The sequence below is a fragment of the Sphingomonas sp. Leaf208 genome, assembly GCF_001421415.1.
Lineage (GTDB): Bacteria > Pseudomonadota > Alphaproteobacteria > Sphingomonadales > Sphingomonadaceae > Sphingomonas.
Map to the genome: position 1 here is coordinate 17,833 of NZ_LMKH01000014.1, position 23,352 is coordinate 41,184.

At 61.7% G+C, this 23,352-nt stretch carries 20 protein-coding genes; 9 read left to right on the forward strand and 11 right to left on the reverse strand.

Translation table 11 applies throughout. From position 1 onward, the window contains the following. Positions 1–27: 27 nt before the first annotated feature. From ASE69_RS09085 to ASE69_RS09100, 4 genes are all read left to right on the forward strand, one after another. On the forward strand, positions 28–1,452 hold the full coding sequence (locus tag ASE69_RS09085) for a M20/M25/M40 family metallo-hydrolase (RefSeq protein WP_056485420.1): 1,425 nt from the start codon (positions 28–30) through the stop codon (positions 1,450–1,452). A gap of 278 nt (positions 1,453–1,730) precedes the next feature. Next, on the forward strand, positions 1,731–2,300 hold the full coding sequence (locus ASE69_RS21315) for an alpha/beta hydrolase (RefSeq protein ID WP_162236866.1): 570 nt from the start codon (positions 1,731–1,733) through the stop codon (positions 2,298–2,300). Between the two features lie 194 nt (positions 2,301–2,494). Then, entirely contained in the window at positions 2,495–3,385 is an 891-nt protein-coding gene (locus tag ASE69_RS09095) for a fatty acid desaturase (protein WP_056485468.1), read from the forward strand. Beyond that, positions 3,382–4,200 carry a phosphate/phosphite/phosphonate ABC transporter substrate-binding protein gene (locus tag ASE69_RS09100; protein ID WP_056485424.1) on the forward strand — a complete coding sequence of 273 codons (819 nt, stop codon included), beginning with the start codon at positions 3,382–3,384 and terminating at the stop codon, positions 4,198–4,200. Before ASE69_RS09095 ends, ASE69_RS09100 begins: the two co-directional genes overlap by 4 nt. Positions 4,201–4,305: 105 nt before the next feature. Here the strand turns inward: ASE69_RS09100 and ASE69_RS09105 are convergent, their stop codons facing one another. From ASE69_RS09105 to def, 3 genes are read right to left on the reverse strand one after another with little or no spacing between them, the layout of a single operon-like run. Next, the gene (locus ASE69_RS09105; protein WP_056485426.1) at positions 4,306–5,199 is read right to left on the reverse strand and encodes a TauD/TfdA dioxygenase family protein; all 894 of its coding nucleotides are present in this window, start codon (positions 5,197–5,199) and stop codon (positions 4,306–4,308) included. Continuing rightward, positions 5,157–6,449, reverse strand: coding sequence for an APC family permease (locus ASE69_RS09110; protein ID WP_056485428.1), 1,293 nt, complete (start codon positions 6,447–6,449; stop codon positions 5,157–5,159). Before ASE69_RS09110 ends, ASE69_RS09105 begins: the two co-directional genes overlap by 43 nt. After that, the gene (gene def, locus ASE69_RS09115; RefSeq protein WP_082453017.1) at positions 6,449–6,991 is read right to left on the reverse strand and encodes a peptide deformylase; all 543 of its coding nucleotides are present in this window, start codon (positions 6,989–6,991) and stop codon (positions 6,449–6,451) included. Before def ends, ASE69_RS09110 begins: the two co-directional genes overlap by 1 nt. A 210-nt stretch (positions 6,992–7,201) precedes the next feature. On the opposite strand from def, the gene ASE69_RS09120 reads away from it, so the two are divergent. Beyond that, complete coding sequence (locus ASE69_RS09120) at positions 7,202–9,595, forward strand: TonB-dependent receptor (RefSeq protein ID WP_056485432.1); 2,394 nt, start codon at positions 7,202–7,204, stop codon at positions 9,593–9,595. 892 nt (positions 9,596–10,487) lie between these two features. Here ASE69_RS09120 and ASE69_RS21320 read toward each other — a convergent pair. After that, on the reverse strand, positions 10,488–11,288 hold the full coding sequence (locus tag ASE69_RS21320; protein WP_082453018.1) for a carbohydrate porin: 801 nt from the start codon (positions 11,286–11,288) through the stop codon (positions 10,488–10,490). A 13-nt stretch (positions 11,289–11,301) separates the two neighbouring features. Here ASE69_RS21320 and ASE69_RS21325 point away from each other — a divergent pair, with 13 nt between their 5' ends. After that, entirely contained in the window at positions 11,302–11,925 is a 624-nt protein-coding gene (locus ASE69_RS21325) for a hypothetical protein (protein WP_082453019.1), read from the forward strand. 165 nt (positions 11,926–12,090) lie between these two features. Here ASE69_RS21325 and ASE69_RS09130 read toward each other — a convergent pair whose 3' ends face one another. From ASE69_RS09130 to ASE69_RS09160, 7 genes are all read right to left on the reverse strand, one after another. Beyond that, positions 12,091–13,164 (reverse strand): phosphotransferase, encoded by a 1,074-nt coding sequence (locus ASE69_RS09130; protein WP_056485470.1) that lies wholly within the window; start codon positions 13,162–13,164, stop codon positions 12,091–12,093. A gap of 115 nt (positions 13,165–13,279) precedes the next feature. Then, complete coding sequence (locus ASE69_RS09135; RefSeq protein WP_056485436.1) at positions 13,280–14,053, reverse strand: SDR family NAD(P)-dependent oxidoreductase; 774 nt, start codon at positions 14,051–14,053, stop codon at positions 13,280–13,282. Beyond that, complete coding sequence (locus tag ASE69_RS09140) at positions 14,050–15,546, reverse strand: class I adenylate-forming enzyme family protein (RefSeq protein WP_056485438.1); 1,497 nt, start codon at positions 15,544–15,546, stop codon at positions 14,050–14,052. The genes ASE69_RS09135 and ASE69_RS09140 overlap by 4 nt, the downstream gene beginning before the upstream one ends. Beyond that, entirely contained in the window at positions 15,539–16,333 is a 795-nt protein-coding gene (locus ASE69_RS09145) for an SDR family NAD(P)-dependent oxidoreductase (RefSeq protein WP_056485472.1), read from the reverse strand. The genes ASE69_RS09140 and ASE69_RS09145 overlap by 8 nt, the downstream gene beginning before the upstream one ends. After that, complete coding sequence (locus tag ASE69_RS09150) at positions 16,326–16,670, reverse strand: EthD family reductase (protein ID WP_056485474.1); 345 nt, start codon at positions 16,668–16,670, stop codon at positions 16,326–16,328. The genes ASE69_RS09145 and ASE69_RS09150 overlap by 8 nt, the downstream gene beginning before the upstream one ends. 16 nt (positions 16,671–16,686) lie before the next feature. Continuing rightward, positions 16,687–17,484, reverse strand: a complete 798-nt coding sequence (locus ASE69_RS09155; RefSeq protein ID WP_056485440.1) for an enoyl-CoA hydratase/isomerase family protein — start codon at positions 17,482–17,484, stop codon at positions 16,687–16,689. Positions 17,485–17,525: 41 nt separating this feature from the next. Then, the gene (locus tag ASE69_RS09160) at positions 17,526–18,218 is read right to left on the reverse strand and encodes a carboxymuconolactone decarboxylase family protein (protein WP_056485442.1); all 693 of its coding nucleotides are present in this window, start codon (positions 18,216–18,218) and stop codon (positions 17,526–17,528) included. A gap of 336 nt (positions 18,219–18,554) precedes the next feature. Between ASE69_RS09160 and ASE69_RS09165 the strand changes: the two genes are divergently transcribed. From ASE69_RS09165 to ASE69_RS09175, 3 genes are all read left to right on the forward strand, one after another. Continuing rightward, positions 18,555–19,793, forward strand: coding sequence for an acyl-CoA dehydrogenase family protein (locus tag ASE69_RS09165; RefSeq protein WP_082453020.1), 1,239 nt, complete (start codon positions 18,555–18,557; stop codon positions 19,791–19,793). Continuing rightward, complete coding sequence (locus tag ASE69_RS09170; RefSeq protein ID WP_056485444.1) at positions 19,790–20,866, forward strand: phosphotransferase family protein; 1,077 nt, start codon at positions 19,790–19,792, stop codon at positions 20,864–20,866. Before ASE69_RS09165 ends, ASE69_RS09170 begins: the two co-directional genes overlap by 4 nt. Positions 20,867–20,982: 116 nt before the next feature. Beyond that, positions 20,983–23,352: a TonB-dependent receptor gene (locus ASE69_RS09175; RefSeq protein ID WP_082453021.1), complete on the forward strand. Its 2,370-nt coding sequence runs from the start codon at positions 20,983–20,985 to the stop codon at positions 23,350–23,352.

A 23,352-nucleotide genomic window follows, 5' to 3' on the forward strand; every position in this document is an offset into this window, starting at 1 on the left:
AAACCTCATCGACCAGGAAGACATAGCATGAAGCATATTGCGCCTGCCCTGATGGCGACCGTCGCCCTGATCCTTCCGCTCGCTGCGACCGCTCAAGACGCCGCAAACCGGCCCGATCGAACTGCCTTCCGCAGCCTTTACAAGGAACTGGTCGAGACCAACACGACCTCGTCGGTCGGCGACTGCACCAAGGCCGCGCAGCAGGTTGCGGCCCGGCTGCGCACGGCTGGCTTCGCCGACCGCGATCTCACGCTCTACGTGCCGGAAGGGCGCCCACGCGACGGCGGCCTCGTGGCGACCTACGCAGGATCGAGCGCCAAGGAGCCGGCGCTGCTGTTGCTTGCGCATATCGACGTCGTCGAAGCCAAGCGCGAGGACTGGGTCCGCGATCCCTTCACGCTGATCGAGGAGGATGGCTATTTCTACGCCCGCGGAAGCAGCGACGACAAGGCACAGGCTGCGATCTTCTCGGACACGCTGATCCGCTGGAAGAAGTCCGGGTTCAAGCCACGCCGTACCGTGAAGCTCGCGCTGACCTGCGGCGAAGAAGGATCGAACGAACGCGTGCTCAACGGTGCCGGCTGGCTGGTCGACAACCGGCCGGAACTGGTCAAGGCCGGCTTTGCGTTCAACGAAGGCGGCGGTGGGCGGACGGCACCCGGCGGCGGTCCAGAAACGCTCGGCGTCCAGGTGTCGCAGAAATCACCGCGCAACTTCATCCTGGAGGTCACCAACCGCGGCGGACACAGCTCGCAGCCGCAACCCGACAACGCGATCTATCGCCTGGCTGCGGCTCTCACCAAGGTCAGCACACTGCAATTCCCGGTGAACCTCAACCCCGTCTCGACGGCGTATCTGGCGCAGGCCGGTGCCCTACGGAAGGATGCCATCGGGGCTGCGATGGTCCAGCTTTCGAAGCAACCTGACGACGCTAAGGCTGCGGCGCTGGTGTCGTCGGACGTGAGCCTGAATCCTCTGCTTCGCACGACCTGCGTGGCGACCCTGATCGAAGGCGGGCATGCCGCCAACGCCCTGCCCCAGCGCGTCACTGCCTCGATCAACTGCCGGATCGCGCCGGGCGAAACCGCGGACCAGACCAAGGCCGCCATCGAGCAAGTCATCGCCGACCCTCAGGTCAAGGTGCTCCGTAGCAAGATCCAGGAACGCCCGGTCGCAGTGACACCGCCACTGGATCCCGCGATCCTGAAGCCAATCGCGGCGATCGGCGCCAAGCATTTTCCGGGCATCCCGGTCATCCCGACCCAGTCGGCCGGGGCAACGGATGCAACATACCTGAGCAAGCTCAACATCCCGACCTATGGCATTCCAGGGCTGTGGAACGATCCTGCGACGGCCGGCACGCATGGACTGAACGAGCGCATCTCGTCTGATGCCCTGTATCGTGGCCGCGACTACATTTATGATCTTGCGACCTACTTCGCATCGCACTGAGAGACAGAGGATCCAATGTGAACGGGGCAGCGCAACGTGCTCGCGTTCAATGTTTGGTCTTGAATGAAATGGAAGCTTTTTTGCTCCCTTATTTGATGAGAAGGAAGATGCGCCGCTTAAGTGACTTGGCGACTGGGACGGTATTTCGCGTGAAATCGGATCGCTCTGATTTCCACCGAAGCCCGAGATAGAACGGTCTGGCGCGTATCTGAGGAGCTGCGTTGCGTCGTCGACCGGAAGAAGGCAGCTTACGCATTCACGGAGAGGGAGACCGGATTGTGTCTGTTGCTGTCCTAGATAGCCATCGGCTGACGCTCATCGCGCTCGTTCCCGAAAAGGCCGACCCTATATTCGGGCGTTTTCAGGAGTTTCCCCGGTTTGGCGATCCGCAGCATATCGCTGTTCGCAGCCGTACCGCTTCTGAGCGAACGGCGCTGGCGGCGCGGATCGATGCCGCCGTATCGGCGTCTGATCGTGCCGTCATGCTCCTGGCGCAGGGCAGCGCCTGCGCGGCCGCCGCATGGTGGGCGCGACTGTCACCGAAAGCCTATACCGCGAACGTTGCCGGCGCCTTGTTGGTCGCCCCTGAAGGCACGAGCTTGGACCACCGTAACTTCGCGGCGCCAAAAATCGGCTTGCCCTTCCCATCGATCGTCGTCGGCGCCGATGACGAAGCGCAGCGCCTGGGTGTGGAATGGGGCAGTCGCCTAATCGATGGCCCGCTCCTGAATGCTGCGACGGCGCCGACCAATCGCCTGCGCGCCATCATCGAACGCTTCACCTCGGCTGTCGTCGAGCGTGACGTTATTGCCGCCTATCGCATTATCCAAGCGATCGGGGACGCCTAGCTGGACGCCGGCCGGTAAGCGAGATCGGCCGAACGTCGGACAATGTGAGCGCCCTGCGGAGATCATACTTCGTGTTTGGGGTCGGCGCGCTCGCGTATCTTCGTGACGAAGCAAACCTATCTCAGCTGCGCACCTTTGCTTGCTGTCAATTCCCATCGGTCTCGGGGATGTTGGCATCAGCCAAGGAGTTGGATATGCGTAATCTCTTCGCGAGGATGCCCGTCATCGAGTGGCCCACGCTCACGGTCGCGGTGCTGATCTACGCCGGCTGGATCGCGCTTACCGCGGTTCATACGCAAGTTCCGCTGCCCGTACTGATCGTCCTTGGCGGATGGCTGGTCGCCTGGCAGGGATCGCTGCAGCACGAGACGATCCATGGCCATCCGACCGGGATTGGCCGGATCGACAGCGCGATCGGATTTGCCCCCTTGTCGCTCTGGCTGCCGTATCGCCTGTATCGCCGAAGCCATATTGCGCATCACGGTGCCGAGGTGATCACCGATCCCCGACACGATCCTGAATCGCGCTACCACCTATCCCGACACGACGCCCTGATCGCCTCGCTACAATCGACCTTGGTTGGCCAGATGATCTTCGGCCCGGCATTGTCGATCGGACGTTTCCTATTCAGCGAGGCGCGCCGCGCCGTTCGCAACCCCGTTGCTGTCGCGCGGGACTGGGTGCCGCATCTGTTCGGCGTAGCTGCGATCTTGTGGTGGCTGGATCATGTCGGACTGAGCCTCGCCAAGTATGTGCTGGCATTCGTCTATCCGGGCACCGCGCTGACGATGCTGCGCTCCTATGCCGAGCATCGCGCCGACCTCACGAGTCCCGGACGCGCCGCCATCGTCGAGCGCGGCGGCCTGTTCGCGCTTCTGTACCTCAACAACAATCTCCATGCCGCGCATCACGAACGTCCGGGGCTCCCCTGGTATCGCCTCCCGTCCTATCACAGCAGCCACCGTGACCGGTTCGTGGCGCAAGGCGCGCCGGTATATCGCGGCTATGGCGAGATCGTCCGGCGTTTCGCGTTTCGATCGCACGACGACATGCTCCATCCTGGTGCCCGGCAACATACCGCATGAACCGCTTGGTCGCATCGCTCGGAATGTACGATCATCCGGCGCAGCAGCCCGCCAACGACCGGATCTGGTCCGCGATCGTCCGCATCCTGCGCAAACGGGGGGTCGACGGCGTGCCCGACGTCCTCGACCGGGCGCGCCACGTCCATGATCTCTGGCGGGACCCGAACCTGCTGTTCGGGCAGGCGTGCGGCTATCCGCTGATCGCCGACGATAGCCTTGCCCTGCAAGTGATCGCCTTACCGATCTACGATATGCCGGGGTTCACGAGTAGCGACGCGACACATGCCAGCGTACTGGTGGCGCGCGCGAACGATGGACGGAGGTCGCTGGTCGACTACCGCGACACCCGCGCCGCAATCAACGATCCGCAGTCGAACACAGGAATGAACCTGTTCCGCGCGACGTTAGCGCCGATAGCCGAGACCAGTGCCTTCTTCGCTCGCGTTGTGCAGACCGGATCGCATCGCGGCAGCGTTGCGGCGATCGTCGCAGGGAACGCGGATATCGCGGCGATCGACACCGTCACCTATGCGACGCTGGTGCGTCACGAACCAGATTTGACCGCCCCCCTCAAGATCGTCGCCCGTAGCCCGGCCTCTCCGACGCTGCCGTTCGTGACGTCCGCTGCGACGGGCGTCGAGACGATCGCAGCGCTGCGACTTGCCTTGCAACAGGTCATGACGGACCCACGCCTTGCGGAGGCTCGTGCCAGCCTCGGGCTGGCGGGGATCATCACCGCGAACCTCGACGCGCTGGCCCCGATCCACGCGCTGCAACAAACGGCGATCCGCTTCGGCTACCCGAACCTGCGATGACCACCCCGCCCCATCATCAGACGGCTAATCTCGGTTGCGTCATTGTGAGCCTGTGCGGCGCCCGCCCTGCTTTGCAGCACATCGATGGTGGAAGCGAAGAAGCGTTTAGACCGGAATGTCACCGCGTATCGTTACGCGTTCCATCTTGCGGCGCGCAGGCCAATAGTCTGCGACGGGATAATGCTGCGTCGCTCGATTGTCCCAGATGACGACCGCGTTCGGCGACCATCTGAAGCGAACCTGATATTCGGGCACCTTGAACCGATCGAGCAGATACCCGAGCAATTCTGCGCTCTCGGCCTCATCTATCCCGTCGATCCGACTGGTGAAGCTCGCGTTGACGAACAGGACCTGCTCCCCCGTCTCGGGGTGCACGCGGACGATCGGATGGTGCTGTGGCGGAAACTCTTGAGCGAACGCCGCCCGCCGCTCGGGCGCGATCCGGTCGCCGAAATCGAACAGCAGGTCATGCGTCGCGGTCCGCCCTGCGATCCGGGATTTCACGTCGTCGGGAAGCCCAGCGTAGACAGCGGCGGCATCGGCCCACAACGTATCTCCACCAATCTCCGGGATTTCACGGGCGCGCAACACGGCCCCCATCGAGGGTGCGGCGCGGAAGGTTACGTCCGCATGCCACTTGTCGAGCGTCTGGAAGCGTTGGTTGCCGGCGTTGTCCTCGACGCGTCCCTCCGAACCGCGAATGTCGAGGATCTCGGGATATCCCGGTACATGCTTGATGACCGGATGCCCTTCGAGGTCACCCCACACCCTGGCCAGCGTCAGATGCTGCTCGTGGGTGAGATCGAGATCCCGAAAGAACAGGACCTTGTGGCGCAGCAGCAGATCGCGAAGAGCTGCGGTCACTGGCGCATCGATTGATCCATCGATACGCAGGCCGGAGATTTCCGCGCCTAGTACCGGGCCGGATGGCGCGACTGATAGACCCGCGGTGTCGACTACACCCGCTGAAACCAGCGGCTCCCGTTCGATATCAGCCAAAGCAATCCTCCAACGACGATCAGAACACCCAGCCGCGCAAGCTCGGCCGATGCCACAACGAGCAGCACCCCACACACCAGGATCACGCAGGTGGCGACTGCCGCTCCAAGCGGCAAGTGAAAGCGCGCGTCCGGAGCGCCCCGTTGGCGACGAAGACGCAGCAGCGCTGCGGCGCACCCCATGAAGATCAGCAACCGCGATGCGCTTGACGCTGCGATGCCCGTGACGAAATCGCCTCCGAGCGCCAGCACAATGGCGACGATGCCCGTCGTCACGATGGCCACGTCCGGCGTCCCCCTGCCTGACGCGATGCGGCCAAATATCACCGGCAATTGGCGGCTTTCTGACAGCGCGAGCATAAGACGCGGAGCCGTGATCCATTGGCTGACGAGCGTACCGAGCACGATCACCGCGGCCGCGAGCTCGGCGCCACGCGCAACCTCGTTCCCGAACAAGCGGGCGAGCAGATCTCCGACGGGACGCTCGCTCAGCGCGAGGCTCGGCACGCCGCGCCAGCATGCGGCGATCACGCCTGCATACAGCGCAGTGACCACCGCCATACCGGCAAGCAGGGCGAACGGAACTGCGCGGCGCGCGTCTACCACCTCACCTGCGACCGCGGTTGGTCGTTCGAACCCGACGAATGCGAAGAACATCAGGATCAGCGCCGTTACGGGCTGTGCAGCTGTAGAGGGTAAGGTAGCGGGAGCCGCTGATGCGGTAAGGCCAGCGATGGCCACCCCCGCCAGCAAACCGAGCTTGAGGACGGTCAACGCACCGCTCGCGTTTGCCGAGCGCCCCATGCCTGCACAGGTCAGGACGGTCAGTCCCAGTCCCGTACCGACCACTATCATGGTGTGTGCGTCAGGTGCCACCATGGTAGCGAAGAGGTTGAGCAGAGACGCTGCAGCCAAAACGGTCGCCGCCCACAAGAGCCAGCCTGCCGCGAACCCCGCGACCGGACCGAAGGCCGCCGTGCAATATTCGACAGGGCCCCCGCTTCCGTCCATGCGGCTGCCAAGCTCCGCAAGGCATAGCGCGGCCGCTAACGCGAGGATGGCTGCACCGGCTACGACCCAGCCGGTCGAGGCGCCTGCAAGCGCATAGACCTTGCCTGGCAGTCCGAGTATTCCGGCGCCGACGACGCAATTAATCGTAAGCGCCGTCAGCCCCCACCGTCCGAGCGAGCGAACGAGACCGACCCGGTCTCGACTGACTACCTCATTGGCGTCTTTCGAACCCGATCTCATCACCGATCCGTTTCGAGCGCGGCCAGGCCGCTGTTGGGGAACAACGCGTCGGTGAACCCGAATTTTGTCATGTCGGCGATCCGCTGCGGATACAGCACGCCGTTCAGGTGATCGAACTCGTGCTGGACGACCCGTGCGTGAAAGCCTCGGGCCTCGCGGACGAGGTCGCGACCGTCCTCGCCAATGCCACGGTAGCGGATGTGCGTCGGGCGGGACACCGATCCTCGCAGGCCCGGGATCGAAAGGCATCCCTCCCACCCCTCTTCGGTCTCGTCGGTCAGGATGTCGACCTGCGGGTTGATCAACGTGGTCTTCGGCACCGGTCGTTCGTTCGGATAGCGCGGGTTGTCGTCAAAACCGAAGACCATGACGCGCAGCTCGACCCCGATCTGCGGCGCTGCCAGGCCGACGCCGTTCGCCGCGGCCATCGTCTCGTACATATCCGCGAACAGCGATCTCAGAGCCGGATCGTCCAAATCGTCCACCGGCTGCGCCATGCGAAGCAGAAGCGGATCACCCATCTTCAGGATTGGCCTGATCACAGCAACACCACCAGCTTGGTGACCATCTCTCAGCCCTCACCCACTCGATTGCCTGCAACCTGATCTGCAGGATGAAAATCATGCCATGCCAGGCACCGAAAGCCGAGCGATGCAGCGCAAAACAAAAGCTCTGTCCACAATCCCCACCTTCAGCATAGGGATATCGCCATACAGGGCAAGCAGCGGCAAACGCTGACATAAAGGGGTATCATGGCAGCACATCCGTCATCGACGACGCGCGCGCTCTCGGCGCTCGCACTCATCGCAGGCATGGCCGCTTCGCCAGTTTCTGCGCAGTCGATCGCGCAGTCGCCCAACGCGGCTGAAGCCGCCCCTACGGACGACGTCGGCGAGATCACGGTCACCGCTCGCCGCCGGGAAGAGAGTCTGCTGACCACGCCGGTTTCCGCGACGGTCCTGTCGGGCAGGAACCTTGTCCAGCAGAACATCCGCAACTTCCAGGATCTGCGCGGCGCCGTGTCCAATCTCGAACTGGTACCCCTGCTGTCCGGCGGCACGAGCTTCACCATTCGCGGGATCGGACAGACGTTCAATCAGGTCAATTCGGACACAAAGGCCGGCTTCTACGTCGACGAGATGTACGTCAGCCGGCAGGAAGGCAACGACCTCTACTTCTACGACGTCGCGTCGCTGCAGGTCCTAAAAGGCCCGCAGGGAACGCTGTTTGGCAAGAACACGACGGCAGGCGCGGTGTTGCTCACGACGCAGCGTCCGACCGATCGGTTTGAAGGCTATGCGCAGGTCCGCGCTGGCAGCTTCAGGCGGATCGATACCGAGGGTGCGCTCAACGTGCCGCTGACCGATGGCATCTATGCCCGGGCAAGCTTTCGCACGCAAAGCGTACGCGGCTATATCAAGCACGTTCTGGACAACGACCGCAGCGGGAACGTCAACAATCAGTCGGGCCGCGTTCAGCTGCGTGTCGACAAGGGCGGGCCCCTCACGATCGATCTGCTCGGCGAGTATAATCGGTCGAAGACCGATGGCGGCGCGACCATACCCGTCGGCTGTCTTTCCACGGCGGGATACATTCAAAACTACGATGCCCTGCACGCCGTCCCCTATTGCACGGCCTATCCCGTGTTCGGGAAGGACTACACGGTCTATGGCGGCGCCACTCTCCTTGCGCCTACGAGCGCGGCCGTGACAGACATCGCGCGCAGTGGCGATGCGGGCGGTATCTCTCGTTATGCGGGCCGTGGCCCCTTCAACAACACCGACGCAACGACACTAAACGGCCGGCTCGGCTATGATCTGGGCGGCGGCATCGCCCTGCATTCGATCACCGCGTATCGCCGCTCGCACGCCCAGTTCTACACGCCAGTGAACAACGCCCCGAACGACATCTACGCGGAATATGATGACACTCGCAGCACGCAGTTCACGCAGGAGCTTACGATCGGTGGTACCATCCTGGACGACCGCCTGACGTTTCTCGCGGGCGCCTTCTATTTCCAGCAGAAGACGGACTTCCTCCAGGATACCGGACCCGACTGGATCGATCCGCTTGGCTACGTCTACGACGCCTCGCTCAAGTATCGCAGCTACGCAGCCTTCGCGCAGGCGTCGTACAAGATCACGCCGAAACTGGAGGCGACTCTCGGCGGGCGTTACACCTATGATCGCAAGACGGGCTCGAGCTACGTCTTCTTCGCCGGCCGGGAGAACACGTTCCTCTACAACGGCGTGCCAACGCAGTGCGGCTATTTCAACGGCGACTTTCTCGGAGGGATCGCCAACTGCGGTGGTGCCCCATTCACAGCGCGCGATACCGATCACTGGGACGGCTTCGATCCGAAGCTTCAGCTTTCCTATCGCTGGTCCGACACGGTCTTCACCTATCTAACTGCCGCACACGGCTACAATTCCGGCGGCTTCAACCAGCAATTGGGCGGCCCTTCAGTCGATGGACGCTTCCCGTCTTCCTACGACCCCGAAAAGCTGTGGTCGTACGAAGCCGGCGTGAAGCTCGACCTACTCGACCGGCGGGCGGTGATCAACCTCTCCGGCTTTTATCAGAAATACACCGACATCCAGGCGAGCGTGAACGTCCTGGTCGGCAACGTCTCTACGCGCCAGGTTCAGAGCGCGGCGTCTGCTCACGAGGCAGGGTTCGAAGGCGAATTCGTGCTGCGGCCGGTGCGGGATCTGACGGTACGGGGCAACGTCTCGTATCTGACGCAGGGCTATGACAGCATTCGCCCGAACGCCGTAACGCTAACGCTCGATACGCCGGTCAATTCCGCACCGAAATACACCTACAGCGCGGCTGTAGCCTATGATCTGCATGTTGGAGGTGGGCTTGTGACACCCAGTGTCGACGTCCGCGGTGTCGGCAAGAAGCCCGCGTGCCAGTCAGGGGCCGACTATGTTTGCCGCTTGCCGGCTTATGCCTTGGTTGGATTCCGGCTCGACTATTCGCCTGACGCTGACGGGCGCTGGCGGATCGGCGTTTACGGGACCAACGTCTTGGACAAGGTAACGCAGCAGGCCCGTACGGGGTATTTCGGCGGCTTTGGCATCGACCGCTACACACCCGGTCGGCCGCAGGAGTTCGGTGTTGAAAGTTCGTTGCGGTTTTAAGGGGGGATGTCGACGAGCCCGGACCGAGCTCGCCAAGTAACCGCAATGTTCCATGACCCACAAGCGGTCGTTTAGAGCACCCTGCTCGCTTCCCAACTCCAGACATTCGTTCATGTCGAACTTCGCGGCTTGCGAAGCCCTAGGTCCGCACATGGATTGGCGAGGAATGTTTGGTTGAAGCCTCAATTTACATTATACCGAAGCGGCATTATCGAGTTTGGGAGCTGCGATTGCAGTGAAAAACAAGGACTACGATTGCCGTAGCGCCTTCGGCAGCGGCGACCGCTCTTATGTGCAGTTCGTACATGGGATCCTGATGATCTTAATTTCCCCTGAAGCTTCCTTAGCCATCACTTCTGAAAGCGGTACGGCCCGATTGGGGAAGATCTGATGAATGCCTCGATGACATGGCTTGCACAAAGCATGTCGATACGGTTCATCTGTATAATGCTCATCGTCACGTTCGACATCGTGATGAGTGTCCGCGCATCCATCCTTCAAAGTTGTGTCGCACCTCGCACATTTATAGTTAGTTTCACGCGTTTTCTTGCGTCGCTTACGCTCCGATCTGCTAACGTTCGTCATTGCTTAGTCCCCTCGTAATTTGATGGTCCCGAATTATCGCCCTCTGGCATTTTTGCCTTAAAGAAATTTTACCGATTTCAATAAATCCTTGATCCGGACGCTGATACCGCTCTTCACGCTGACCCAAAAGCGGACGTTTAGGGGGCCTCGCCCCTTTTCCAACTTCGGACACTCATTCATCTTTAAAGTGATAGTGTATATTGCCAAAGTCTGATCGTTAGCATCCTAGTACGATGGCAATACACAAAGCTTTGACGATATCATTTCAGCGCAACCAGGCCAGTCGGAAAGTATATAAGGTCAGCAACTAGAACAACGTAATCAGGCTAAGGTAGGCGTTCAGCGCCGGCCCGAATCTTGGGCTGAAGATCGGATGCACCGTTACTCCCAAGCCCGGCTGGATATAGATCCCCGCCGCAGCGCGATAGGCGTAGCTGGCCGTGGCAGCCCAGGTACCTTTGTAGAATGATTGGTTTGTCCGGACACGAGCGCGCAGTCCCTCCGGACTATACACGTTATACGTTGTTACCAACGACGCCAGATCGAAAGGACGGCTTTTGATGAGACCGACGCCATAGACGCGGCCTTCGTAATATTGCGTGAAGAAGTTCTGTTCCGGTGGCGCGTAGTTGAATGTCGCTCCGGCATAGATTCCGCGAAAGGGTTTCGCCGGATCGGTCTGCGTCAGCTGTCGATCGGCAGCGACGAAAACGGCCCAATTATCTTTTTGTGCACCGTCGGAAAAGCGAGTGTAGTGAGTCGAGTTATGAATGCCGCCAAACCGTACCCAGGCAGATTTTGTTCCGGGCGCCGATGCCCGATTGAAACCGATTTCGTCGATCAATAAGACGCCAGTACCTGGCGGAGAAAAACGAAAACCTCCCGGGTTTACGGCGTTTTCCGCTGTCGCGCCCCCTGGTGGCAAGCTGCGCTGAATACCGAATTTGTTGTAGAAGCCGGCCTTGGATCGTACCCGGACGTTGATACCGGGCGCGGCAAACCCGCCATAACTCAAACCGAGTTGGAACGGGATCGTCGCCTGCGGTCCAAGGTTTCCGGTTGCCATATCGTACCCGGACGTTGATACCGGGCGCGGCAAACCCGCCATAACTCAAACCGAGTTGGAACGGGATCGTCGCCTGCGGTCCAAGGTTTCCGGTTGCCAGATTGCCACCGACGTTGATCCCAAGGAACTCCTGCGTGTTGTCGATGTAGCCCGCTTTGAAGTCCAACACCCCGGCGATCACATCCTGATAATAGTGGAGACGACCGATCCGGATTTTCTTCGGACCGTTCACTGCTGGAAAGCTGTTGTCGACGATGCTCAATGTCGTCGCGATCTGTCCACCCTTGAGCCCAATACGGCCGAGGTCATAGGTCGCGGTGAGGCTGGCCGTGGTATTGGTCCGCGTTACACGCTGACCGTTATAAAGCTGTGGTCCACGATAGCCGCGATCGTTCTGCAAGAAATCATATTGGAAATTGGCCGTATTGATCGGCGAAATGCCTATCCCGATATCGGCGAGCGCATCACGAACGCCCAGATGATCGGCGAGGATCGTATCGGCAACCTTGGGATACGAGATTGCCCAACCCTTCAGACTAAGATCGTCGAACCGCTTGAAGCGATCGGGCGCGGGCAAGACGCTGTCGTCTGGCAGTGCGCTGGTTGTAGCAGGCTGTGCCGTCTGTTCGGGGGGAACCGGTCGCGGGGGCACCTGAGCAAGAGCCACGGAGGGCGCTGACACCGCCCATAGCGCTGCAACGCAGCAGAATGCGGTAGGATCGGACATACGCAACTCTCCAAATATCAGCGACGCGTCGCGCGCTCCGCCTGCGCCCAGGCCAGCGCAGAAGCGCTGCAACGCAGCAGAATGCGGTAGGATCGGACATACGCAACTCTCCAAATATCAGCGACGCGTCGCGCGCTCCGCCTGCGCCCAGGCCAGCGCCATCAACTCGGGCAGCACCGCGACGCGCTGGCGTGCCTCGGCAGACGCCGCCGTACCGTTCAGCACGCGGCCTTTTATTCCGTGGAAGATCGCGGCGAGGCGAAAGAAGTTGAACGCAATGTAGAAGTCGTATCCGGGCATCGAAGCCAAGCCACGCCGAGCACAATAGGCCTGCAGATACGTCTCTTCGGACGGGATCCGCAGCGAAGCTGGATCCACACCACCAAGCCCGGCGACGATATGTGCCGGCATCCGGTACATCATGGCATGATAGGCGAAATCCGCTCCCGGATGCCCGAGTGTCGACAATTCCCAATCGAGCACCGCCAATATCCTGGGTTCGCTGGGATGAAAGATCAGATTGTCGCAGCGAAAGTCGCCATGCACGATGGACGATGCATCGTCGTCGAGGGGAATGTTCGCCGGCAGCCATTCGACGAGCCGGTCCATATATGGGTCCCGCCCTGCGGCATCGTCGGACAGATACTGGCTCGACCAACGCGTGATCTGACGTTCGAAATAATTGCCGGGCCTGCCATAGTCGGCGAGTCCGATCGCGTCTGGATCGATCCCGTGGAGCTGCGCCATCGTCGCATTCATTGCATCGAAATACGCAGCCCGCTCTTCGGCAGGTACGTCAGGGAAGGTCGCGTCCCAGACGACGCGTCCTTCGACCATGTCCATGACGTAGAACATCGTGCCGATCACCGTGTCGTCCACCGACAATCCGTGCACGTGCGCTACCGGAAAGCCGGAACGATCGAGTGCGATCAGCACCCGGGCTTCGCGGTCGACGGCGTGAGCGCCCTTCAGCAGCGGCCCGGGCGGCTTGCGACGCAGGACGTAACGTCGCTTCGGCGTGGCCAGATGGTAAGTCGGATTGGATTGCCCACCGCGAAACTGCGTGACGATCAGCGGCCCCTGATAGTCCGCAACATTCGCGCGCATCCACGTGTCCAACGCGGCTTCGTCAAGCTCGAAACCCGGGCGTACTGGCGTGGTCCCCAGATTGGCATCGGAGACCCTCGTCATGACGTGCTCGACCCGCAACTTGCCGAGCCGCGGTAGCGGTTCGCCGGGAAGACCAGCGTCAGTTCGGCGGCGCAACATGCGATCTGGCACCGACCAACCCTGGTATGCCAAACCTTCAAAGCGTCTGTCCGTCGTCGATCGTCATCACCGAACCGGTCAGGTTCCGGCTCGAATCGGACGAGAAATACAGGATCATCGCGTCAAGCGCGTCGCTGTCCATAACGCGCTTTCGCGGAAAGGACGCGAGCAGCCCCTGCCCCGCCGGCTGATCCCAAAGCGTTTCGTTCATTTCGGTGGAAATATAGCCGGGGCAAAGCACGTTGACGTTGATGCCCTTGCGTGTCCAATCCTTCGCCAGCGATCGCCCCATCTGGGCGACGGCAGCCTTTGTCGCGCTGTACGGGGCAATGCCCGCCCCCGGTTGATGCGCAGTGATTGACGATATTATCGTGATGCGACCATGTTCGCGGTCCTGCGATCCGGCTGCCACCATGCGCCGCGCACCTTCGCGTGCCGTCAGGAACACGCCGCGCAGATTGACCGCGACGATCCGGTCGAAGGCGTCGGCCTCCAGCCCGAGAGAACTGCCTGCGACGTTCAATCCAGCGTTAGCAATGACCGTATCGACCGGGCCGAAGCGTGCTGCGGCTTCGTCATAGGCCGCGATGATCGAGGCCTCGTCGGTGACATCCATCGCCAGCGGCAGCGCTTCGCCGCCATTGTCCGCTATCTCCTGCGCAAGCGTGTCGAGCAGTTCGGCACGCCGCGCACCGATCACCACTTTCGCACCGCTCGCCGCCAATATGGTCGCAAACCGACGCCCCAGTCCCGATGAGGCCCCGGTGACCAGCGCGACCCGCCCGGTCAGGTCGAACGAAAATCCAATCATGCCGACACCAGTGCCGCAACCGCACGCGCGGCCATGGCCTTCTTGTCGAGCTTTCCGGTCGCGCCGATCGCCATCTCATCGACCAGGACCAGATGTTCCGGCCATTTCTTACGCGACATTCCTTCGCGTTGGAGATGCGCGATCATCTCGTCGAAACTGATCGGCGACGCCCCATCGCGTATCCGACAGACTGCGCAAGCCTGCTCGCCAAGCTTGCGTTCGGGAACGCCGACCACTGCCACCTCGGCGAGCGCCGGGTGGCGCAGCAGTGCGGCTTCGATCTCGGCGGGGTCGATGTTCAGACCGCCGCGAATGATCTGGTCCTTGATCCGACCCACCACCCGGACATAGCCCTCATCGTCGCGCACGATCTCGTCGCCGGTCAGGTAATAGCCGTCGGGCGTCATCCGCTCCTGTCCGGCTCCCAGATCCTCGGCATAGCCCAGGAACAGCGACGGTCCGCGCACGCCCGCCTGTCCACGCTCACCGCGTGGCAGCGAGCGACCGTCCAGATCGAAGGCTTCCTCGAGCGTTCCCGGGAAGGGTCGCCCATCGGTCGATTGACGCCGCACGAGCGTGTCTGCCGGCACTGTCGAACAATGTCCCATGCATTCCGACATGCCGAACATACGCAGTGCTTTCAGGCCCAGCAGAGTATCGGCATCGGCGATCAATTCAGGCGTCATCGCACTACCGCCAACGGCCACCGCGCGTAGCGGCAATCGCCCCGACCACGCGCCCGTCTTCGCCGCTTCCACCATCGTATACAGGTGCGTCGGCACCATGATCGCCCAGCCGCAGCCATGAACGGTCGCACGTCGCATCGCTGTCACGGGATCCCATGGATCGATCAGCACGAGGTGGTGGCCAAGCGACAGGGCGAAATGCGCGGTGAACGTGAAGCCCGGCGCGCTGTCGAGCGGTACGATCCCCAGGATCGAGTCTCCTGGCTTCAGGCCGGCATTGGCAGCGCAGGCACGTGTCGCGTAGTTCAACGCCGTCGACCCGTGCATCACGCCCTTGGGCACGCCTGTCGTACCGGACGTGAACCCGATCAGCGCGGCGTCGCGGTTGCGAAAATCATTGGAGCGGACTGTCGAAGGAGCGGGATCGATGCGGATCGCGTCGTCGGTATCCACGACGATATGCGCGGCGTGGCCAAGCCGGCTCTCTAGCGTCGTGCGGTCGGCTTCGGACAATTTTGGCGAATAGGGGCAGAAGATCGCCTCGCACGCCGATACGGCGAGCGCCACGACCAAGGTGCTCGCGCGCTTGTGCCCGGCGACCAGCACGCGCGATCCTGCGCCGACACCCGCTGCACGCAGACGGACCTGCAGGGCTTCCGCCTCGGCACGAAGCTCACCCCGGGTCCATCGTCGATCATGGCACTCGACCAGAGCCGTCGCGGCTGGATCTTCGTCGGCCCTCGCCACGAACTGCGGCCACAGCCGGTCGTCCGACCAGACAAGTCCATCCGCGCTCAGGTCAGCCAAGGGATTGCCCTCCGTCCACGAGGAAAGTCTGGCCGGTAATGAAACTGCCGGCCTGGGAGGCAAGCAGGGCCAGCGTACCTGAGACTTCGTCGGGGCGTCCGAAGCGCCCCATCAGGATGCGTGCCCGGGTCTTGTCCTGAATCGCGGGATCAAGCGTCTCTGTCATTCCGGTCTCGATCGATCCGGGCGCGATCGCATTCACGCGTATGCCGTGTTCAGCCCATTGCGCAGCCAGATCACTCGTCAGGTGGACGATAGCCGCCTTGCTCGTCGTGTACGGCACGACCTGGCCATCCGCTGGGCGGTAGGAGATGAAGGCGCCGACCGAGGCGATGTTGACGATCGCACCACCGCCATGCGCGATCATGTGCCGTGCCGCATGCCGACAAGCGAGGAACGTGCCGGTGACGTTCACCTCCATGACCTTGCGCCAGCCCTTGAGCGGGATGTCCTGTGGGAGCCCCCACCACGAGGCACCGGCATTGTTGACGAGGATATCGAGACCGCCAAGTCGAGCGATCGTCTCGGTCACGGCGGCCTCGACGGACTCCTCATCCGAGATATCGCAGGACAGTCCGATCGCCTGCGTGCCAAAGCGCTCGGTGATCGTGTTGGCTAACGCAACACATTCGTCGCCGTTGCGGGAGGCGAGTGCTACGGCGCAGCCCAGATCCGCCAAGGTCGCGGCCATCGCCTCTGCCAGTGCGCCGCGTCCGCCCGTGATGAGCGCACGCTGGCCGTCCAGTCGAAAGCCTTGAGCCAAAAAGCCAGGAGAGAGTTCACTCATCTCCATACTCCTTCGACTGAACCTGCGCTTCCAGCAGATCGACCTCCTCGGTGATCAGGATGATCCGCCGACCGCCCATCCCCCGGGTCTGGGCAGTCGCCGCCTTCCATTCGGGCGAGGCGAAGGCGACGTCGAGCGCCGCCTGATCAGCGAAGGTCAGCACGGCGTGCCCGTCCCATCCCGGCGTTTCGGGACTGTCATAGTCCTTCGTCACGACGCCGTGGCGATACGCGACGAGACCAGGCAGTACCCGGGCGGCACCGGCATGGGGCCCGCGCCACCACTCGGTGAAACGCGCCTGCGTCCAGTCGTCGGGACGGCTTGCGAGCACGACCATGCTGACCTTCGTCACCTTAGTTGCCCGTCCAGACCGGCTTGCGCTTCTCTAGGAACGCGGCGACGCCTTCCTTCGCATCGGCGGAATGGTGGACGACGTTGCAGGTCATCGTCTCAAGCGTGATGAGCGTGTTCGTGTCCGCGTCCATGCCGCGGTTCAGCGCCATCTTGGTCATCCACATGCAGAACGGGCTCTTGTCGATCAGCGGTGCGCAGAAGTCGGCGATCAGAGCATCGAACTTGTCGGCGGGTGCAGACGCGTTGCACAGGTTCCACTCGACCGTCTCGTCGCCGGTCAGCAGTTTGCCGGTCAGCATCAGTTCCTTGGACTTGCGCATGCCGATGTAGCGCGGCAGGCGATAAATCGGTCCGGCACCGCCGAACAGCGCGCGGCGGATATGGAAATCGCCGATCTTCGCTTCCGATGCAGCCAGTGCGAAATCGCACGAGATCATCAATTCGAAGCCACCCGCGACGGCATAGCCTTCGACTGCAGCGATGGTCGGCTTCGACATGTTGTAGATCTTGTCGTAGGTCCGCGCCGAATCGATCGCGAGCTGCAGCGAGACCGTGCTCTCGTGCAGCACCGGACCAACCAGCTGGTCCAGATCGGCACCAGAGCAGAACGTGTTGCCGCGTCCGCGAAACACCACGGCCAATGCCTTCTTGTCGGCAGCAGCGCGATCGACCGCGACCTCGAGTTCGCGCAGCAGCTGGGGGCTGACGCAGTTCCGCTTGTGAGGCCGGTTCAGCCAAATCGTGCAGATACCATTATCCGCCAGTTCATACTGGATGACGTCTTTTTCGAGTTCCATGTCGCTCTCCGTTTTTAGTGATGGAAATACTTGTAGAAAGTTCAGTCCGCTGCCGGTTCCAGCAGCGCGCCAACGGCCATCCAGGCGGCAACCCCTGCTGCGGGGATCGCGCAGAGCACCGCTTCGGCGATTTCCTCGTCGCTGGCGCCCGCCCGGCGGGCACCGCGAACATGCGTTGCCGCCATCGGGCTATACCCGGCCGCGAGGATCGCCAGCAGCAGCAGTTCGCCATGCTTGGGCGACAGCGGGTTCGCGTCGATGCTGCCGCGACGCATGAGATAATATGCGTCCGCGGCCCGCGGCACGAGCCGCAGCAACTGGGCCAGCGGCGGCGGAATCGTCCCGAAATACGCCTCGAAATTGGCGACTGCTTCGCCAGGTGCGGCGTCGGGTAACGGTTGTGGTTTCGGTAACTCGCCCAACGCCATCGTCCTGGTCACTAGTTCGGCGAATTCCAGCGCCGCACCTTCACCGCGCAGGCTGCTCAAGACGATGATTCCGGCAGTCGCCTCCGTCACGGTGAGACCCAGACCCACGCCACGAACGAGTTCGCGGCGAGCAAGATCGGGATAGCGCCGATCGATCGCCGTGACCGCGACGAACAACGCCTTCAACCGCGCTGGAACGGCTCCGTCCCGATCGATGACGTCGCGAAAGGCCGCATACCCAGCCAGCGTGTAAGGGGCGTGAGACCGCAGCAATACCGCGTCTTCCAGCCCGTTCGACGAACTCATCAGCACTATCCTCTCTCGCCGCCAATTGTGTCGACCGTCCGGTCGGGCGTCAATCTTTTTTCTTGGTTGGCGGTCCGGTGGTCGCGATTACCATCCTGCCGAACCGATACTCCAACGTCAGTATCTAAGCACCGTCCGACCGGACGGTCGCCTGTCTAATTGGTCAATGGATTTCGCGAATCGATATCTGCCGAACCCGGCGATTTGGCGCGTCCATGTTCCGCCCCAGGCGCCACAAGACCGGTTGACAGCCGACCGGTCGGTCGAATAGCTTTATCAGTACACGACCGACCGGTCGATTGAGTGATGATTTAGTTGTTAGGCAGGGGTAGCCGCATGAATTTCGAGCATTCGGATCGATCGCAGGCCTGGATGGGCCGTGTCCGCGCATTCATGGACGAGCATATCATTCCTGCCGTTCCTGTTTATCACGAGCAGGCCGCGAAAATCGATCGCTGGAACGATATTCCGCCAATATTCGAAGAGCTTAAAGCCAAAGCCCGCGACGAAGGATTGTGGAATTTCTTTATGCCCCCTTCGGAGCATGACGACGAATTCTTCACCAGTCCCGGGCTGACGAACCTCGATTATGCCCCGATCGCGGAGCTGATGGGTCGCGTGTCATTCGCGAGCGAAGTCTTCAATTGCATGGCGCCCGACACCGGCAATTTCGAGGTGCTTCACCGGTATGGTACGCCTGCACAAAAGGCACGTTTCATGGTGCCGCTGCGTGACGGGATCACGCGGTCTGCGTTCCTGATGACCGAACCCGCCGTCGCCTCGTCCGACGCGCGCAACATACAGACCGCGATCCGCCGCGATGGCGATGAGTATGTCATCAACGGCCGTAAATGGTGGTCGTCCGGTGCGGGCCATCCCAAGTGCGACTTTTTCATTCTCATGGGCAAGACCGACCCCGACGCGGCGGCCTATAAACAGCAATCGATGATCCTGGTGCCGCGCGACACGCCGGGCGTGACCTTGCTGCGCCACCTGCCCGTATTCGGTTACGATCACGCGCCGCACGGCCATTTCGAGGTATTGCTCGAGGACGTTCGCGTGCCCGTCGACAACATGCTGCTCGGCGAGGGACGCGGCTTCGAGATCGCGCAGGGCCGCCTCGGGCCCGGCCGAATCCATCATACCATGCGCAACATTGCGACGATGGAGGTGGCGCTCGAAAAGATGTGCCGGCGACTCCTGACCCGCCATACGTTCGGCAAGGCTATCGCCGAACATTCGGTGTGGGAAGAGCGGATCGCGCGCGCGCGTTGCGAGATCGAGATGACGCGCCTCCTATGCCTGAAGGCGGCCGACATGATGGACACCGTGGGCAACAAGGCCGCCCGCGCGGAAATCGCGATGATCAAGATCGCCGCGCCCCGCATGGCGCAGCAAATCGTCGACGATGCCATTCAGGCGCATGGCGGTGGAGGCGTCAGTGACGATTTTGGATTGGCCGAGTTGTGGGCGAACACCCGCATCGTCCGTCTGACCGACGGCCCCGACGAAGTGCACGAACGTCAGCTCGCACGCATGGAATTCGACAAGTACCGCGGGGAGTTGGCGGCATGAGTGCTCCCGCTGCAACGATCGGCCAAACCGAAGCAGTCGTGCCTGGTACCCAGTTCGACGAGGCGACGCTGGAGCGTTACCTCGTTGGGGCAGTACCTGGGTTTTCTGGTCCCATGGCCGTCGATCAGTTTCAGGGCGGCCAGTCCAATCCGACATTCCTGCTGACGACTCCGGATGCCAAATATGTATTGCGCCGGAAGCCGGCTGGCGTCCTGCTCGCGTCGGCGCATGCGGTGGATCGCGAATATCGCATTACGCGCGCGCTGTTCGAAGCGGGGCTGCCCGTTCCCGAACCGCTGGTGCTGTGCGAGGACCTCGATGTCATCGGCACAATGTTCTACGTCATGCGACATGTACCCGGCCGCGGCTTCTGGGACCCCCGCATGCCGCAATTGTCCCCGGCCGAGCGCGCGGCGGTGTATGATTCCGCAAACGACACGCTCGCCCGACTTCATCGCGTTGATTATGCGGCGCTCGGTCTTGCCGACTATGGTCGCCCGGGAAATTATTTCGTCCGTCAAATCTCACGCTGGACGCGCCAATACGAGGCGTCACGGACGGTCGATATACCGGAAATGGACTGGCTGGCCGAGTGGCTGCCAGGGGCCATTCCGCCAAGCGACGAACGCACGACGATCATCCACGGCGACTATTCGTTCCACAATTTGCTGATCCACCCGACCGAACCCCGCGTCGCGGCGGTGATCGACTGGGAACTGTCGACGTTGGGGGATCCGCTCGGGGACCTGACCTATCACATGATGGAGTGGTTTCGCCCCGAGGGGGTTGATGTCCGCGGAACGTTGCGCGGCGCCGACCTGACGGCCCTCGGTATCCCGACGCCCGAGGCTTATGCCCGGACGTATTGCGAACGCACAGGGTTCGACGTCGACCCCACGCATCCCTTCTACACCGCGTTCAACCTGTTCCGGGTTGCGGCCATCTTGCAGGGCATCGCCGGGCGCGCGCGAGACGGTGTGCAGACCGCCGCCAATGCAGGCGAAATCATCCAGCGGATCCGTCCCCTCGCCTTGGCCGCATGGCACTCAGCGCGCGAGGCCGGCGCAGGCTGACCTTCCTTTCGCGGCCCGAAACCTACCGTCGGGTCACAGCGACCATCTGACTACGGAGCGAAACAAGCGACCATCAGATCCGACAACAGATCGGACGATATAAAGGAGAGGATTATATGACGCGATCGATGATTCCGTTGGCGCTAGGTGTTTCGACGCTGGCCCTGCTTACTCCGATGACGGCTTATTCCCAAGCCGCCGGCACCACGACGCCCGGGGAACAGGAACCCGTTATTCCGACTACGCCAGCCCCCCCGGCCGGCAGCGTGACGGACGCGGTACCGACGCCGCAGGCAACAGCGGCAACTGGCATCGCCGGCGACATCATCGTCACCGCGACGCGGCGGTCCGAACGTCTCCAGAATGTACCGATCGCCGTCAGCGCGCTGGGGGAAGAGCAAATTCAGGCTCGCAAGGTCGACAATTTCGCCGAGATCGTGAAGATCGCACCTGGCCCCACCTTCGTACCGGTCAAAGGTACATCGGTCGTTACGGTACAAATCCGAGGTCAGGGTACCATCAACGATTCACCCGGTCTGGAAAGTCCGGTCGGGGTGTATATCGACGACATATTCTACGGGACGCTCGCGTCGTTCGACGCCAATCTCTATGACGTCTCCCAGGTGTCGATACTTCGCGGACCGCAAGGAACGACCTTCGGTCGCAATGCCGTGGGCGGCGCACTCGTCGTCACCAACAACATGGCCGAGATTGGCGTCAGCAGCGGCCGCGCGACGTTGACTGGAGTGACCTATAAAGGCGGACGCGGCGGGTTGGAGGCTGACGGATTCATCAACGTACCGATATCGGAAACTCTCGCCGGACGTTTCGCTTACAGCGTGAAGTCGGTTGGCGGATATCAGCACAATTTGATCACCGACAACTACCTCGCGAATAACAAGGTATCTTCCTATCGGGCGTCTGTTCGCTGGCGGCCCAACGAGAAATGGAACATCGTCGCGAGCGGCTCCTACCTACGCCGCGTTGGGTCCGGCGATGGCCCTACCATCGTCGGCGACGGCGCCCTGGCGGCATCGGTACAAGAACGAACGAACGGCAATCTTCACAAAGTGCTTCTCGATGACGATGGGTTCACGCGGCGTACGATCGGCACCGCGTTGCTCAATGCGAGTTACGAGACCGCCATCGGACAGATCAGTTCGATCACGGGATACCGATACCTGAAGTCGAGACTTGCCGAAGACGCCGATGGAGGCCCGAACCCCGTCAACTTTCCTTCACTCAACACGAACGACGAGTGGCAGGTAAGTCAGGAATTCCGGTTCACATCAGACCTTGGCGGCCCCTTCGATTTCGTCGCGGGCGCATATTTCGGCTATGAGGACTTGAACCACAAGATCACGTTCGGTTTCGACGGTCGCGATCCGAACCTCTTCTTCTCGGTCCTCAATGCGGGTCGATATACGCCAGGTCAGACGTTCGAGGGACAGATCGAGAATCGCAGCTTCGGACCGTATGCCGAGGGAAAATACAAGTTCACGGACAAATTGTCGCTGACCGCCGGCCTTCGTTACAGCTACGAGCGCAAAACGGGCTACACGCAGCATATCGGATCGTCTCCGTTCCAGGGCGGTCCTTACTTCCAGCAACTGCCGGCCAATGACGATGCGGTCGACAGCTGGAAAGGTTGGACCCCGCGCGTCATCGCGGAGTATCACCCATTCCGTGGCAGCCTGTTTTACGCATCGGCGTCGCGGGGCTTTCAGGGTGGCGGCTGGTCGTTCAACGTCCGAACGCCGCTGGCTGCTGCTACTCCGCTGCGCGCCCAAACGACGTGGAGCTACGAGGTCGGCACAAAGACCGATCTCTTCAATCGTGCGCTCACCATCAATATCGCTGCCTTCCACGCCGACACGGCCAATCTCCAAGTGCGGTCACAGGTGGACGGCGTGTTTCAAGACTCGAATGCAGGGAAGCTTCGGTCTCGCGGCGTCGAAGTCGAGGCAGTGGTACGTCCGACGTCCAACCTGTCGATTGGCGCCAATTATGCTTACACCGACGCTTTTTATGCAAGTTTCGTCGGATGCACTGCAGCAGGTTTGAATTGTACCGGGAACCAGGCTCCATTCACGCCGAAGCATGATTTCACTGCCCTTCTCGATTATACTGCCGATCTTGCGAGCGGCGCTTCGGTGATCTTTCACTTTGATACGAAGTTCGCCAGCCCGTTTCAGGTTACCTCAACCGGACTTGGCCAGCCCGCAGTACCACTGACCGAGCGCAAGAATGTTGCCAATACTTCTTTAACTTTCAAACCGGCCGCCGCCGACTGGGATATCCGTGTCTGGGCGCGCAATCTGTTTGACAAGCAATATGCCACCAACGGTCTCCAGTATAACTTCTATCATGTGTCGCGCGCCGAAGTTGCCGCTGCAGGTGGCTTGGGCAACCTTGACGTTGAACGGATCACCGTCGGCGCACCGCGAACGATCGGTGCGACCCTGACGATACGATATGGGAAATGA